The organism is Prevotella sp. AM42-24, assembly GCF_003461825.1.
Classification (GTDB): Bacteria; Bacteroidota; Bacteroidia; order Bacteroidales; family Bacteroidaceae; genus Prevotella; species Prevotella hominis.
Genome location: NZ_QTXV01000014.1, coordinates 27557 through 42898, shown reverse-complemented (window position 1 = coordinate 42898; position 15342 = coordinate 27557). Strand labels below are relative to the sequence as shown.

The window sequence follows — 15342 nt, the reverse complement described above, 5'->3', positions numbered from 1 at the left end:
AAGAATCGTATTTTTATCTCGGAAGTATCACAGGATATTCCACTCCGTCAGCCTCTGCATAATTGCCTGTAAATTTCAACTTATCCACATATTGCGAAGCTATCTGGCAGAAATATACAAGTTTATCCTCCCTGCTTTGTTTTTTATCATATTGATAATTCATCACGAAGGCAAAGAGATGGGTACTTGATGCCGAAAAGGCATTATAGATTTCCTGCAGATTCACAGCCTCCAACTTCTGTTTGTTACCTTTAAGATAATCATCCGGGATAGGTTCTGCAAGATGATCCAGCCGTCGTCCCTTTCTCTTTTTTAGCTTTTCAGAAAGAATATTGATACATTGCAAAGCCTCATCTGATGTACGAAGATTATCTATCGACAACTTGATGTAATACTTAGGTTGCGGTTCCATCCAGACAGCATTTCGACCAGCAACGACCTGTCTTACATCCGTGGCTTCCTCCCACCTAAACTGATCTTTCAGATATTTCAGTTTCTTCACCTTTTCGAAGATGCGATTCTGATAATCTATCATATTGAGGTATTGGATGATTTGGCGTTCTATCTCCAGGAGATTGTGATAAGACTCGTTGAGTTGCAAACGCACATCATTCACTACGTTTTTCATCTGCACATCCATCGCCATAGAGAAGAAGACATGTTCGGTATCTATCACCCGTTCACTCTCGGTGATGAGTTGTGATATGTTCTTCATTTTCTCGCCCAGTCGCTGGAGTTTCGATTTCTTGATTTCGTAATTAGGCTCATTCTTATAAGTATTATCCATATTACGCTTCAGGTCCAAGACATTGCGAACGGTGGCCAAAGCTATCGTCTTCAGACATCGGCGCACTTCCTTGAGATACTTATATTTGCGAGTTTCATTATTTTCCTTGAGATAATAGTCGATATTCTCCTTCAAGACAGAGATATAATCACGTACCGAAGAAACATTGATTTCCTCATTCACTTCCAGTACATCCTCAAAGAATTTCTGATACACGTCCTCCATCTCCAGACAGTCGCCCGTATCACGAATCACCCCATTCTCTATCAGGAATCGGATTCGTTCCTCCTTGTATTCTGTCATTTCCAGAGCATAGTCATAGCGAAACTGAAGGGAATGTCGCTTCGCAAACATTTCCTTCAGCAAGATCTTTTCTCGCTCAAGCGTTCTGATCAGTTCATCTATAGATCGGAAAGTTCCCATTGGCCTGTCTATTTAATATCTATTTTTATTTTTCAGCAGAAAACATTTTCACTCAGCCACCCTTCTCCAATCAATCAATCCTTTTCCCAAATCATCCAGTTCTATGGCAAGTGCAATCACTTTGCGCTTGTCTGCCTTGAAAGGTTCTGTATATAGCTTGGCTTTTATCTGTTCTGTTGCAGCATCTACACCGCCATTATTGCTTAATTTCAGTTCCAGAACATACACAAAACCAGTAGTTTCTACCACCATATCAATTCTGCCTGTAGCAATCATTTTTTCTACTTCCACCCTGCATCCGATAGCATTAAGAGAGCCTTGCGAACTTCATTGTTTGGGATGCCTAACAAATAAATCCCTTCCATATATCCTTTTATTGTGAGATAACCAGACTGATAGAGGAACAGTTCTGCTCCACCACCTGTCACATCAGAAGTCTCTAATGTATCATTGTCTATAGGACAATTCTCAAAATCTTTCATTCTAATTTCTATATTGTCCACAAACTTAGGTAGCAGCGAGGTCGCCCCGGAAGAAGCCCAATAGTTCTTTAAATCAGAATCAGAGAGGGCATTAATGAGACTGAATGGATTGAATACATCTACCATGTTTTCATGACTGAAATGATAACCGTCATAGTAAGTTGTCAACTGTGTTACGGTTTCTTCAAAAGTCCATTCTTTTTTAGCTGCCAATTTACTAATTTCAGGCTTAAAATCACGGAGAGCTTCTTCTTTGGTAATACCGCAGAGAGCTGCATATTCAGGATTAAAGCTGATGTTACTCAAGTTGTTGAGTACAGAGAAAAGGGAAATCTGTGTAAACTTAGTGACACCCGTAATGAAGACAAACTTCTCGTATTTGTCCTGTGCTTTCAAGACGGCAAACACTTCTCTATAGACACTTGTGCACGCCTCGTGCTCTGGAGTCTTCCAAGAATGCTGCAATGGAGAATCGTATTCATCGATAAGAATTGCTACTTGCTGGCCTGTTTTATTACAAGCAGTTTCTATGATGTTCTTAAATCTTACAGCAAGTGAACTATCTGGACGTACAACTATTCCATACTCCGTTTCAAAAGTATGGAAAGCATCATCCAAATAGCTTCTTACACTTTTTGGCTCTGCACCAGCCTGACTCATGTCGAGTCTGATAACAGGTCGCTTCACCCATTCTGTCTCCAACTCCATGATTTTCAAGCCCCCAAAGAGTTCCTTCTTTCCCATGAAATAGGCTTCAAGTGTATCGACAAGCACAGACTTACCAAAGCGGCGCGGGCGACTCAGGTAATTATACTTTTTCCCTCTATTGGCAAGTTGCCAGATGATATCAGTCTTATCAACATAAAGGTATTCGCCTTTTCTAATTTCTTCAAAAGACTGGATGCCTACAGGCAATTTTCTATCGTTTGTCTCTACCATAATTACTCATCATTATTTCTAAGTGCAAACTTACATATTTTTTTTTGAATAAAATGCTTGTTTGATAAAAAAGTTGAAATTACAGTATTTTTTTCCAAAATCAAGTGTTTATCTGCATATATATCATGAGAAAACCTTGTGACAAGCCGATTGTGAAAGTAGGTATCAACTTAGATTCTTCGAAGGGTAATATTGAGGATTGGGAAATCAAAGGAGAATAAAAGAAATCGCCCTGAAAAGGCTCAAGCATTTCATTTCTAAATAGCGATGAATGCTCAGCCTTTTCAGGGCGATTAATTATTTATAGAGGGATTAGGGGGGAGTCCCAGGAGTCCCAGGAGTCAATACTCCCCCAGTGCTCCTTGGCAGTATCTGTTCCTGGAGTTCCCATTTCTGGAATATCAGTTTTCGAGTCTCCAAGATTGTTTCCACCTTCAGTACCCGATAAACTTGCCAACAAACTTTCCATCAGTAACGGGGCACATTTTATCTGTGGCTGTAAATATACTTTTTTATTCATGATTATAATCGTTCTTACTTAATATATTTCTTACCATTAATAACTAAAGTTTCGCAAGTGAAAATCCACAAGATTAAAAACTTACAAAAAAGGGAATGACCGAAATTCAGCCATTCCCGATATTCAAAAATTCCACAATATTTTCTGATTATTCCTCAATAATCCTCATTACAGTGCCACGCTATCTGAGACATTATAATTCCACGCTCTCTACGCGGAATTTGAGCAAGCCTGCAGGTACCTTCACTACGACTTCTTCGCCAGCCTTCTTACCTAAGAGAGCCTTGCCGATAGGAGACTTGATGGAGATTTTGCCATTATGAAGATCCGCCTCATGAGGATTGACAATGCTATAGGTCATACTGCAATTGGTGGAAAGATTGGTAATCCTTACCTTGCTCAACAGTCCTACAGTATCACTCTTAAGACGGGACTTGTCGATGACACGGGCATTCTCCAAGACCTTCTGCTTGAAACTGATCCGGCTCAACAGTTTACCCTGTTCACGCTTGGCAGCATGATATTCAAAGTTTTCACTGAGGTCACCCTTGTCACGAGCCTCAGCGATAGCATCACGCACGGCTGGCAACTCCACGTTCACCATGTGCTGAAGCTCGGCTACGAGTTCGTCATAGCCTTCTTGAGACATATATTCCATAATCTTCTAAACTTATATTTTTTCTATCGTTCTTATTGACTGATTATAATTCTGGGGTGCAAAGGTACGGGGAATAAATGGAAACACAAAGAAAAATTCCACAAATATTCGCATAAAAGACTTAAAAATGGGTAACTTTATTTGGTCAGCTTTGTTTTTATCCCTATTTTTGCACCCCATAAACAGTTTATCATCTTGCCATCATCTATCGCTGATACATGGCAAATAAAACAAGCAGACAATCATGAATATCAAAGAGAATTATCAGAAATACGCAAACCAATATGCTTCGGAGTTGACTGCCCTGAAGCGCAAGAACACGGGATTTATCACAGGCGAGCTGTTGGCTTTCGGAGGCATCCTAAGTTTCCTGATCTGCTATTTTGCATGCGATGGCGACACCCGTCATTTTCTGGTGGGAGCCGTTCTGTGCCTGGCTGTCTATTTCATCATCCGCCGCATCGACGACCGCCACAAGGAGAAGATAGAACAACTGGCTGCCCTGCTCAAGGTCTATCAGAATGAAATCAAGGCCTGGGAGGGTGACTTCTCTCCTTTTGAAACAGGCGGACAGTATCTGAACCCGCAGCATTCCTATGCCTTCGACCTCGATGTCTTCGGCAAGGATTCCCTCTTCAACCGCATCTGCCGTACCATCACTTCGGGCGGTTCTGACAGATTAGCTGCCAACCTCACCCGTGAAACCCCTCTCTCTCTAGAGGAAATTCGTAAAAGAGCGGAACTGCAGAAGGAAATCGCAGCCCCCGACTGGCGCATCAACTTTTTAGCACTTGGCGAAAGAAACTGCAAAAAGATAGATTCTGCAGCCGTGGCTGAGGCGATGCAGAAAGTTTCCCAGATGGAAGTACCGGGATGGTTTGGTTCTCCGATTTCACTCGTCCTCGGTTGGCTGGCAATCATCGGCATCATCGGCTCTGTCGTCCTTTCTATCTGCTCCGTCATCTCCATCAACATCCCCCTGTGGTGGGTCATGCTGCAGTACATGGTGGTATTCTTCATCTGCAAGCAGACTCTCGACAAGATAGACAGTAATGGTGGTAAGCTCCGTCATCAGCTCATCGCCTACTCACAGATTCTCCGTCTCATCGCCCAGCGCGATTTCCAGAGCCAGTTGGGCAGGGAGATGCAGGAATCGCTCGCAGATGCATTGCCATCATTCGCCCAACTGGAAAAGATACTGAAGGGTTACGACCGACGGGGCAATTTCCTCGGTCTGTTCTTCACCGATGCCTTCATGCTCAGCGACTTCTTCCTGGTGCGCAGTTTTCTGAAATGGAAGAATACCTATATGGTGAAGATGGAGGAATGGATGAACGTGATCAGCGAGATGGATGCAATGGTTTCAATGGCCGACTTCCGATACAATCATCCCGAAGCCAACGAACCGGAACTGCAAGAATTGCCAGAAATCATCTTCGAGGGAAAGAACCTTTATCATCCTTTCCTCGGTGCCAAGGCGGTGAAGAACGATTTCACGGTCAAGGACGGCAACTACTATATCATCACGGGAGCCAACATGGCGGGCAAGAGTACCTTCCTCCGTTCATTGGGTGTGAATTATATCTTAGCGATGGCAGGAATGCCTGTCTTTGCCGACCATCTGAAGATTTCCCGCTTCAGAATGTTCTCCAGCATGAGAACCACAGACGACCTGACGCATGGCATCTCTTACTTCAATGCTGAACTGATCCGACTGGAAGAACTGTTGAAATTCTGCAAGGGAAGTGCAAGCGGTGAGAGAAACGAGAGACTGAAAACCCTCATTATTCTCGATGAAATCCTGAAGGGCACCAATTCGCTGGACAAGTTGAACGGTTCCAGAAAATTCCTCGAAGCCATCTCCAAGTTGCCTGTTAGCGGCATCATCGCCACCCACGACCTGGAATTATCCAAGATGGAGAATGACCCGTCGGGCAAGTTCCACAACTTCTGTTTTGAGATAGACTTAGGCACGGATGTCACCTATACTTATAAAATACAGCGAGGCGTGGCAAGAAACCAGAATGCCACCTTCCTGCTAAATAAGATTCTGGAGAAAAACTCGGACGCAAGGTAGGCTCTGTAAAAACGGCAGGACAGATGAAAACCGAATACAGGGAAGTAATAAGTCTGCTCCACAATGGGTATTCCGTTCGAGATGTGGCGAAGCTGAGTGGTAATGGTGTGAGTACGGTACAACGAGTGAGGCGATTACTAATAGTACAATCACCGCAATAAAATTATCGATTTTACGTTCTTTTCAAAGAAAGGATTTGTACAATAGTGGCTTAAAGGCTAAAGGCACTACCTTTGCATGCAACAATAAACAATACATTTAAGGTCACAATTTGTGACCTTTAAAAAAATAGAAATATGGCGAACAACATAAATAACAATAAACCAGTCGCAATTTGCGACCAGTCTAAAATGGATGTCACAAAATGCGATAACCATGAACTTGCAGGTAATATCGAACCTCTAATAAAAGTAATTAGAGGACAACAAGTTATGCTTGATAAAGATTTAGCCACCTTATATGGTATAGAGACAAAAGTCCTTAATCAAACCGTTAAGCGTAACATAGAGCGATTTCCCGACGATTTTCGTTTTGAATTGAGTAGGGAAGAATGTTTGAGGTCACAATTTGTGACCTCAAATGGCAGAGGCGGCAACCGCTATTCAACTTATGCTTTTACAGAACAAGGCGTGGCTATGCTTAGTAGTGTTCTCCGTTCAAAAACAGCCATTGAGGTCAACATACAAATCATGCGAGCCTTTGTTTCCATGCGCCACTTTATGGTGAATAATGCTTCTGTGTTCAGCCGCTTAGAAACAATAGAATATCACCAGTTGGAAATTTTACAGCACCAACAAGATACAGACAAACACTTAGAAGAATCCGAGAAACGCATTGACGAGGTATTTCGCAGATTGGATGAGGGCAATGCCAAGCCGAAGCAGGGAGTGTTCTACAATGGCCAAATTTATGATGCTTATACTTTTGTGTCCGACTTGATTAAAAGTGCGAAGAAACGTATTATCCTTATCGACAACTATGTGGATGATACAGTATTGACATTACTTGACAAAAGAGAAAATGGAGTGTCTGCAGTCATCTATACACAACAGATAAGCCGTCAGCTCCAACTCGACATAGACCGTCATAATGCTCAATATGCACCGATTGATGTTGAAACATTCCGATTATCGCATGACCGCTTCCTTTGTATAGACGATGATGTATATCATATTGGAGCATCCATCAAAGACTTGGGTAAAAAGTGGTTTGGTTTCTCTAAGATGGAGATACTTACACCAGATGAATTAGTGGAACGAATCGATAGAGGGTAAATGCACCTTATTATATATGTAGTTTAAAATAGGTTCGCCTTGGCGAACTAATTGATATAACATAGAACACATTAATAAATCTTTAGATAGAAAGTTATAGGAGCAAGACAACAAACGTTCTTGCTCCTATTGTCATTTCTATAGCAACTATTGTTTCAAAGCTATCTCTATTTACAATACTGCAACTTTTATATATAGCTATAATTGTCATTCAAATGTTAAAAACGAACAGTATTGATAGAAAAAACAAGTAAATCTTGCTCGTTTGAAGAAATTTTGTTATTTTTGCAGTGATTCTCGAATCTGTACATCAATTTGAGTTTACTCAATGTCGATAAGCAGACAGCCAACGCCGAGCTGAAAGCTGAGAAGTCCAAACAACTTTCTCGGTAATAAGCGGGCAATGGGTGGGAAGAGAGTCAAGACATATAAAAGGCGTTTATCTGACGCTGTGTTTGAGACGAGTCGAATCTTGCAAATTCATAATTGTTGTCTCGAATATGGTCAACGGTAGATGTCCCGGGTGTGATTATATCCATCCCGTGGAAACCTTGTAAGCACAGATTGTATCCTTTTGGATGCTATCAAATGGTTATAAAGGTCTTTAACGGTACTGGTTTTCATATCGGCGTGGGCTCTAACGTTGTCTGTTCGACAACAATAGGCAATGCAAGAGCCTCGACTCGTGGAATAGACAACAGGACGATTCCACGCTTTTTTTGTGTCAAATAGTTGCTAATTTAATGCAAGACATAGAAACGATATGAACGCATTGATTAATGCGCATACCCATCGAGGTCGAAGCAGATCTCCTTACGTTGGACTTACCTCCAATGTCCTCCCCGAAGCACAACGCTCACATACAGGGGTGTCCTCGGGCTATGCACAAAAGGAAAATCACGAATGGTTCGTGTTGCGAGTTACATACAACAGAACACAGAAAGCATATGGCATCATATCAACCTCTGACGTTCAGTCATATATGCCTATGCATTATGTTATAAAGAAAGAGATTGGGAAGAAGAAGCGAATTTTACAGCCTCTTCTTCCCAATCTTATTTTTGTATATACTACAAGGGAAGCAGTAAACTCCATTATCAAGAAAAAGGGAGATGAAACATCTATATTAAAATTTTATCTTGATAAGACAAAACCATTGGAGGAAAATGGTAAACATCCTCCTCTAACTATTCCATTTACTGCAATGACAAACTTTATAAAAGCAACAAGTACCAGTAATGAACATGTACGAATAGTGTCATCAGAGCAATGTCATTACAAAAGTGGTGATATTGTTAAGGTGATAGACGGAGAATTTGAAGGTGTTACAGGAAAAGTTGCGCGCATTGCAGGTCAACAACGTGTCGTTGTGGAAATATCAGGTCTATGTTTGGTGGCAACGGCTTATGTACCTACAGAATTTATTGAGATTGTCAAATAACGCCGAAAGGCATATTGTTTAATTTAATTTAATTTATTATGAAAAAGAATGGAAAGAATGAAGAACTCCAGTCTAAAAGAGAACTTTTCAAGAAGGTGTCTAAGGGAGATTTACCAATTTTAGAAGCTGTAGTGTTTACCTGTGCCCATAGTTTAGCTAATGCTGCAAACAATGCAGTAGAAATAGGATGTAGCTCAAGCTATAACTTACGTTGTTCTGGTTGTGGAACAGTATATTTCAAAGGCTATTCTAATGATTGCTATAGTAGTACAGATTGCTTCAATCTCTAACAAAAAGGAGCATACAAAAAATATGACTAAGATTTTCCACCCCGCAACATACGAGGGATTCACTATTTAATTTATGATTATGAGGTTTTTAGCTTTATTGATTTTCACATTATTTGCCAAATTATTATTTGCAAATTCTTGGACAGACCCTGGTAAATTTGATACCTCTTGGTATAATGATTTATCTACTACATTTAATCTACATACTCCAGAACAGTTTGCTGGATTCATTTACCTATCCAATAATAACACATCATTTCAAGGGAAAACAATCAATCTTACATCAGATATAGATATGGGTAAGTATGATTGGGTATATTGTAATAATTTTGCAGGTGAGTTAAATGGGAATGGTTATTGTATCTCTAATATACATTGTAAAAATTCGTCTACTAATGTTGGCACATTCTATGCCGCTGTTATTCGAACTATTGGAGAAACAGGCATTATTCACAATGTTAAGTTTGATAACATTTCATTAACTGTAACTAATGAATACGGACAAGGTTATGCAGGAGGAATCTCTTGCTTTAATTATGGAATTATTCATGATTGCGAGGTTATAGGAAACATTGTAGCCAATTATAACGGTTCTACTTCTGCGACTTTTGATGATTACTTTGCGGGAGGAATCGCTGCATGCAACTATGGAACAATCATAAATTGTTTACATAATGGTGCTGTGGAAAGTTTACCTTCTCATTATAGCAGATACCCTAAAGCATATGCTGGAGGTATAGTTGGTTCAAATGAGGGGGTTGTTGCAAACTGTATAAATTATGGTTCTGTTTATGCACGAGTTGCATACGATTCTTCTCATTGGAATAGTGGAGGAAGTTTTCCATCTGCTTGGGCTGGAGGTATTTGTGGCTCTAATACCAATGAAATACAAAACGTCGTTAATTTTGCCAATATCACCTCAACTTCCTACAAACTTGGAGCAACGCCAGGTTCTAATGCACATGCCGATGGTATATGTCCCAAAGGTGCATGTATAAACTCGTATTATTCTTCTGCAAGTAGCATTACAGCACCATCAATTTCAAAGAATGGATTGATACTTTCGCCTGATCAGTTATCTAATAAAACATTTGATTTTACTGGACTATTAAATTCAAACACTTCCAATATTAAGTCTCCATATGTTTCTTGTTGGGGCAATACGGCAGGGTTTAGGAATAATGAATCATTTTTGCTCAATAACATTAATATAGGAATTGTAGGACAACCATTATCTCAAAATTCTATATTTGTTGAAGCAACACCTAATGGGTTAACATCTGGCGCAATCATAGAGAAGGGGTTTGAGTATAGTATGTCGAACGAATCCACAGTACATAGAATTACAGTTCCAAATGAATTCTCCTCTGAAATAACAGGTTTAAGTTCGTCAACAGAATATAAAATACGAGCCTATATAAAAACAAGTTATTCTACAATATATTCAAAATATGAGTTGATTCAGACAAGCTCATTATCAGTGGAAACTCTTCTTCCCTCTGACATTACTCCTCTATCGGCAAAACTTAACGGGAAAATCAGTATCGGATCCACGCCCATTTTGTCTCAAGGTTTCTTATGGAAAGAAAGTCAAGACCAAAATTATAATGTGATTTATACTGAAGGTTCTGATTTTTCAATTAAATTAGAGGGGTTGAATCCTTCAACAATATATTTTTATCAAGCATTTGTCGTAACAAAATCTGGTAAAAATATATACGGTCCAGAGCAGAGTTTTACAACTCCACCATTAATCATCTCTTTAGATAATTTCGATTCAAAGGTTAACAGTTTAAAATTGGATGGGCATATTAATATCCCAATAAGTGCTGATGTAAAAATAGAATACCGTAAAAAAGGCACTTCTCAATATATAAATAGACATACTACATCACTTACGAATGGAGATTTCTCTATCACACTCAATGACTTAGATAGCAATGCCGAATATGAGATTAGAGCCTATATAATATATAATAATTCATACGTGTATTCATCAATTTTAACTGTAAAATTAGACAAAGTTGGTATTTTCACTTTAACTCCTTTATTGTCTGATAAGATTGTTTTTAATGGTGAATCTAATGGCAAAATTCAGTTAGGAGAAGTTGGTTTTGAATACAGAGAAGTTCTATCCCCAAATATAATCCCTTCTAAATTTTTAATTGCTATAAAAGATGGCTACAAATTCCATGCAGAAACCTCTGATGTTAATAATTATACGCATTATAAAGTTAGAGCATACTTTAAAAACGTAAATGGATCAATGTCTTATGGAGACTGGATAGAGTTCACGCCAACTAATGTCACTAGTGTAACAGACATAGAAACTGATGATACTGTAAAAGTAATCTCTATCTATGATATTAATGGTCGAAAAATTGAACAGTTTCAACAAGGTTTCAATATTATTGTATTTTCCAACGGAATGATTAGAAAAACATTAGTAGAATAAGCGTCTTCTCGTCTCACATACTTGCCCCATAATTTTGTAGTATAACCAACAAATTATGGAGCAAGTACTTTACGGTTCAACATAAACTCTACCTTACGCCCACGCCTTGGTGGCTATCTCTTTTCATTTGTCTATGTATGATGCTACAAAATAGACAATAAAAATAACCATATACTGAAAACACGGTCAAAATATCCAAAGTTACAACTTTACCCAACCATTTGACAATCATACACCTTCATTTCTTGACATCATATTAGACATATCATAGAAATGGCGAGTGAGGAACCACATCTGCTTTATTGGTGGATTCATCCAAGTTATCTTTGGCTTCTTACGATGACGGCAGAAAAAGATTTCCATCCATCTCACAGAATAAATATACGGCGCAGGGCTTGAAATCATTATTTTTAGGTATTGCACGAATCGGGGGTTATCAGTACCTTTGCACCCCGAAATACAAAAGATAATGAACAATAGAATGAACAAGCACTTTACATGGAAGAAATACCACCGCTGGTTTGGACTCGTACTGTCCGTATTCATGCTGGTATTCTGCGTTTCAGGCATTATCCTGAACCACCGCCAACTATTTGCAGACTGTGCCGTGAGCAGAAGTTTACTGCCTCCTGCCTATCATATCCGCAACTTCAACAATGGTATCATCAAAGGCTCTACCCCATCGCCTCTGGGCATCCTGGCGTATGGTTATGCAGGCGTATGGCTTACAGACAGCAAAATGCAAAACTGGGAGGATTTCAACAGAGGACTTCCAAAACAGATAGATGAGCGAAACATCCGCCATCTGGTCTGTACCAAAGATGGAAGAATCTGGTGCGCTGCCCTTCGGGACGTTTATTATTTCGAAGCTGACAAGGCGAAGAGGAATGATGTTCATGGGAAGAATGAGAAAGGAAAGAATGCCCTTGGAGGAAGATGGATCAAGTTCCCTCTCCCTAATCATCATGAAAGGATGGCAGACATCACACTTACTCCAGATAGCATGAATGTTATAGCCCTGAGCCGTTCTGCCATTTACGAAATTACGACCCATAAAAAATCGGACAGTTTCACAAAAATACAATCCGCACATTCTGAAAATAGTTTTTACACAAAAAGAAGTATTATTGCCCAACCAGATGGTTTTATTCCAACGGAATCATTATTCAAGACTGTCTGGGCTTTGCATAGCGGAGCCTTCTTCGGACTTACGGGCAGACTGGTGGTAGATGCCATCGCCATCGTACTCATCATCCTATCGCTAACGGGTATCATCCTCTTTATTTTACCCTATCGCATCCGCAGACAAAAACGTTTGCTGACAAACGGACTGCAGGATAAGAAACTGAAGGAAAGCGAACTGAATCCTACAAAAATCAAGGAAAGGATGAAGGTTCTCGGCAAGCGGATGGTGTGGAATGCGAAATGGCACAACAAGATAGGTTATACCACCATCATCCTCACCCTTTGGCTGGCGATTACCGGTATGTGCCTGCGCCCACCATTGATGATTCCACTGGCTCTCAACAAGACTGAGCAGAAGATAAAAGACGGCAATGTATGGCACGACAAGCTCCGTGCCATCCGATGGAATGCGGCTGAGAACAACTGGCTTGTATCTACCTCTGAGGGTTTTCTCTATGTAGATAAATCCTTCAGTCAGAAGCCACGACTGCTCGACAAAAACCAGACTCCAAAGGTGAGTCCGATGGGAGTAAACGTATTTGAAAGCGACGGCAAGGGTGGTTGGCTGATAGGATCATTCAGCGGTTTGTTCCGCTGGTATCCGGAGCAGGAACTTATCCTGGACTACTCCACTGGAAAGCCTCATCATGACAATTCGATGATTCCGATTTCCAGTACACTGACCAGCGGTTTCTCCAAGGATTTCTTCGGTGGCAGAGCGGTAGTTTTCGATTACAGCAAGGGCGCAGACATTCCTGTTTCCACGCCTGAATTACTATCCCGCACTCCCCTTTCTCTCTGGAATGTAGCCCTCGAACTGCATGTGGGCAGATGCTATTCTCCCCTCTTAGGTCCGCTTTCCGACCTCTTCGTCTTTATCTCCGGACTGCTGATTTCCTTAGTGCTAATATCCGGATATATTATTTTACATCGAAGAAAGAAGAAGAAATCAAAAAACAAGGAATAATTTTACACAAGAGCAAACATAAAAAGAGGGTGTGTCGCAAATCCATGACACACCCTCTTTTTATGTTTATTCATACTTTTTGTGGAAGACCAGCAGGCAGACGGCTCCCATCAAAGCCATAGGTACACCGATAAGAGCAGGGAAATGATAACCCAATCCCATTGCCACAGGTATTCCTCCGAAGAAAGCACCAAGCGCATTTCCCAAATTGAATGCCGCCTGAATGCAGCAGCCTCCGAGCATCTCGCCACCCTCGCTATGCTTGACTATCAGGAACTGTTCTGGCGAACCGATTCCGAAAAGACAGGCACAGCAGATGAACATCATGGCAGCCGAAACCCATCCTATGTGGGAAAGGAAGAAAGTGGCAAGCAGGGCTGCAGCTGCCAAGAACTGGAGATAACAGGTAAAACGTCCTGGCTTAAACCTATCGGCAAGCAAGGCACTCACCTGATTGCCTACCACCATACCCAATCCTGCAAGAATCATCAGTGCAGAAATGCTGGCAGCACTGAACCCGCCGTTCCACTGCAATAAAGGCGAGATGTAACTGAACCAGCAGAGTATGCCGCCATTGCCTAAGAAAGTGGCTGCGATGATGAGCCAGGGAGCCAGATGGCGCATGAACTTGAACTGTGCTTTCATTCCCTTATTGGGCAATGCCTCTACATTAGGTACCCAGCGATAGATCATATACAGAGTGATCAGTCCCAATATCACAGACATCAGGAAAGGAACTCGCCAGGACATCGTATGACTGAGAAATGTACCGAGCGGAACACCCATCAGGTTGGCGAAAGGCATTCCGGCGCACATCATTGCCACCGCCTTGGTTTCCTTGCCTTCCTTGGCCATTTTCACAGCCACGATCGTTGCCGTTCCGAAGTAAGCACCATGTGGCAAACCCTGGATAAAGCGGGCGCAGAGCAACAGCCAGTAGTTAGGGGCAACAGTGGCAATAATGGCTCCTATCACCACCAACGACGTAAGAAAAAGCAGGATATTCTTAGGGCGATACTTGTGCATCAGTATCAGGGAGAAGGCTCCGGCACAAACGCCCAGGGCATAAATGGAGATGAGATGACCCACTTGCGGGATGCTCACATTCATGTTGTGTGCCACATCTGTGAGAATTCCCTCGATAATAAATTCCGCCATTCCGAGGGTGAAAGTACCCAAGGCGAGTGCAAACAATCCTTTTTTCATTATTCTCTGTGTATTATCCTTTTATATCAAATCAATCTTATTTTTTCGGGGTGCAAAATTACAAAAAGAAAATGAAAAGCAGGGAGGAACGGATTGGATTTTTTATCTAAAATAAGCAAATTGTTGATGGAAGGAGAAACAAATATCCATTTTTTTCGCAATACCGATGGGTGACAGGGGTGACAGACCCCTCCACAAAAAAACAAAAAACTCGTGTCACAGGTGTCACCCAACAAACTGGCTCCAATAAAAGGCTCGGCAGAAAACGGTGACAGGTGACACTTTTATATACTCTTTTTTTTATGACTTACCGCGCGAAAATAGATAAAAGATTGATAATCAGAGGGAGACATCCAAATTGGAGGGTAGTGTCTCCAATGCATAAAAAAAAAGATGAAAAATAGGTGTCACCGTCACCTTTTGAAAATCTTGTAAAACTTTATGCTTTCCAGAAATAACCTATTTGCAGGAGCGAAATGACTTGTTTACGAGTCCTAAATGACTTGTTTACTGGTGCCAAATGACTTGTTTACTGGTCCTAAATGACTTGTTTGCAGGTCTTAAATGACTTGTTTACTGGTCCTAAATGACTTATTTACTGGTACCAAATGACTTGTTTCCAAACACACTTCTTTGGG

13 protein-coding genes and 1 pseudogene are annotated in these 15342 nt (G+C 40.9%); 7 read left to right on the top strand and 7 right to left on the bottom strand.

The window, feature by feature from the left end; translation table 11 throughout:
- Positions 1 to 13 precede the first annotated feature (13 nt).
- From DW917_RS06535 to greA, 5 genes are all read right to left on the bottom strand, one after another.
- Positions 14 to 1210, bottom strand: coding sequence for a hypothetical protein (locus DW917_RS06535; protein ID WP_118117218.1), 1197 nt, complete (start codon positions 1208 to 1210; stop codon positions 14 to 16).
- A gap of 48 nt (positions 1211 to 1258) precedes the next feature.
- Positions 1259 to 1486 carry a PD-(D/E)XK nuclease domain-containing protein gene (locus DW917_RS17715; protein WP_233524654.1) on the bottom strand — a complete coding sequence of 76 codons (228 nt, stop codon included), beginning with the start codon at positions 1484 to 1486 and terminating at the stop codon, positions 1259 to 1261.
- Between the two features lie 5 nt (positions 1487 to 1491).
- Entirely contained in the window at positions 1492 to 2631 is a 1140-nt protein-coding gene (locus DW917_RS06530; protein ID WP_233524653.1) for an AAA family ATPase, read from the bottom strand.
- Positions 2632 to 2932: 301 nt separating this feature from the next.
- The gene (locus tag DW917_RS06525; protein WP_118117217.1) at positions 2933 to 3151 is read right to left on the bottom strand and encodes a hypothetical protein; all 219 of its coding nucleotides are present in this window, start codon (positions 3149 to 3151) and stop codon (positions 2933 to 2935) included.
- Positions 3152 to 3344: 193 nt separating this feature from the next.
- Positions 3345 to 3809, bottom strand: a complete 465-nt coding sequence (gene greA, locus DW917_RS06520; RefSeq protein WP_118117216.1) for a transcription elongation factor GreA — start codon at positions 3807 to 3809, stop codon at positions 3345 to 3347.
- A 244-nt stretch (positions 3810 to 4053) separates the two neighbouring features.
- Between greA and DW917_RS06515 the strand changes: the two genes are divergently transcribed.
- From DW917_RS06515 to DW917_RS06490, 6 genes and pseudogenes are all read left to right on the top strand, one after another.
- On the top strand, positions 4054 to 5886 hold the full coding sequence (locus DW917_RS06515; protein WP_118117215.1) for a DNA mismatch repair protein MutS: 1833 nt from the start codon (positions 4054 to 4056) through the stop codon (positions 5884 to 5886).
- Positions 5862 to 6047: pseudogene (locus tag DW917_RS17710) on the top strand (helix-turn-helix domain-containing protein); the annotation flags it as partial. The gene DW917_RS06515 and the pseudogene DW917_RS17710, both read left to right, overlap by 25 nt.
- Before the next feature lie 135 nt (positions 6048 to 6182).
- Positions 6183 to 7160, top strand: coding sequence for an ORF6N domain-containing protein (locus DW917_RS06505; RefSeq protein ID WP_118117214.1), 978 nt, complete (start codon positions 6183 to 6185; stop codon positions 7158 to 7160).
- Positions 7161 to 7923: 763 nt separating this feature from the next.
- Positions 7924 to 8601, top strand: coding sequence for a UpxY family transcription antiterminator (locus tag DW917_RS06500; protein ID WP_118117213.1), 678 nt, complete (start codon positions 7924 to 7926; stop codon positions 8599 to 8601).
- Positions 8602 to 8639: 38 nt separating this feature from the next.
- A complete protein-coding gene (locus DW917_RS06495) occupies positions 8640 to 8891 on the top strand; it encodes a hypothetical protein (RefSeq protein ID WP_118117212.1) in 252 nt (83 codons plus the stop codon).
- A 79-nt stretch (positions 8892 to 8970) separates the two neighbouring features.
- Entirely contained in the window at positions 8971 to 11346 is a 2376-nt protein-coding gene (locus DW917_RS06490; protein ID WP_147344128.1) for a hypothetical protein, read from the top strand.
- Between the two features lie 228 nt (positions 11347 to 11574).
- Here DW917_RS06490 and DW917_RS18065 read toward each other — a convergent pair whose 3' ends face one another.
- On the bottom strand, positions 11575 to 11709 hold the full coding sequence (locus DW917_RS18065) for a hypothetical protein (protein WP_255415317.1): 135 nt from the start codon (positions 11707 to 11709) through the stop codon (positions 11575 to 11577).
- A gap of 106 nt (positions 11710 to 11815) precedes the next feature.
- Between DW917_RS18065 and DW917_RS06485 the strand changes: the two genes are divergently transcribed.
- The gene (locus DW917_RS06485; RefSeq protein ID WP_233524652.1) at positions 11816 to 13498 is read left to right on the top strand and encodes a PepSY domain-containing protein; all 1683 of its coding nucleotides are present in this window, start codon (positions 11816 to 11818) and stop codon (positions 13496 to 13498) included.
- Positions 13499 to 13564: 66 nt separating this feature from the next.
- On the opposite strand, the gene DW917_RS06480 is transcribed toward DW917_RS06485, so the two are convergent.
- Entirely contained in the window at positions 13565 to 14704 is a 1140-nt protein-coding gene (locus DW917_RS06480; protein WP_118117210.1) for an MFS transporter, read from the bottom strand.
- Between the last annotated feature and the right edge of the window lie 638 nt (positions 14705 to 15342).

Excerpts from the sequence above, each read along its gene's own strand:
- DW917_RS06485 (WP_233524652.1), top strand. The coding sequence starts at position 11,816 with ATGAACAATAGAATGAACAAGCACTTTACATGGAAGAAATACCACCGC.
- DW917_RS06495 (WP_118117212.1), top strand. The coding sequence starts at position 8,640 with ATGAAAAAGAATGGAAAGAATGAAGAACTCCAGTCTAAAAGAGAACTT.
- DW917_RS06490 (WP_147344128.1), top strand. The coding sequence starts at position 8,971 with ATGAGGTTTTTAGCTTTATTGATTTTCACATTATTTGCCAAATTATTA.
- DW917_RS06480 (WP_118117210.1), bottom strand. The coding sequence starts at position 14,704 with ATGAAAAAAGGATTGTTTGCACTCGCCTTGGGTACTTTCACCCTCGGA.
- DW917_RS06500 (WP_118117213.1), top strand. The coding sequence starts at position 7,924 with ATGAACGCATTGATTAATGCGCATACCCATCGAGGTCGAAGCAGATCT.
- DW917_RS17715 (WP_233524654.1), bottom strand. The coding sequence starts at position 1,486 with ATGATTGCTACAGGCAGAATTGATATGGTGGTAGAAACTACTGGTTTT.
- greA (WP_118117216.1), bottom strand. The coding sequence starts at position 3,809 with ATGGAATATATGTCTCAAGAAGGCTATGACGAACTCGTAGCCGAGCTT.
- DW917_RS06535 (WP_118117218.1), bottom strand. The coding sequence starts at position 1,210 with ATGGGAACTTTCCGATCTATAGATGAACTGATCAGAACGCTTGAGCGA.
- DW917_RS06505 (WP_118117214.1), top strand. The coding sequence starts at position 6,183 with ATGGCGAACAACATAAATAACAATAAACCAGTCGCAATTTGCGACCAG.
- DW917_RS18065 (WP_255415317.1), bottom strand. The coding sequence starts at position 11,709 with ATGGAAATCTTTTTCTGCCGTCATCGTAAGAAGCCAAAGATAACTTGG.
- DW917_RS06530 (WP_233524653.1), bottom strand. The coding sequence starts at position 2,631 with ATGGTAGAGACAAACGATAGAAAATTGCCTGTAGGCATCCAGTCTTTT.
- DW917_RS06525 (WP_118117217.1), bottom strand. The coding sequence starts at position 3,151 with ATGAATAAAAAAGTATATTTACAGCCACAGATAAAATGTGCCCCGTTA.
- DW917_RS06515 (WP_118117215.1), top strand. The coding sequence starts at position 4,054 with ATGAATATCAAAGAGAATTATCAGAAATACGCAAACCAATATGCTTCG.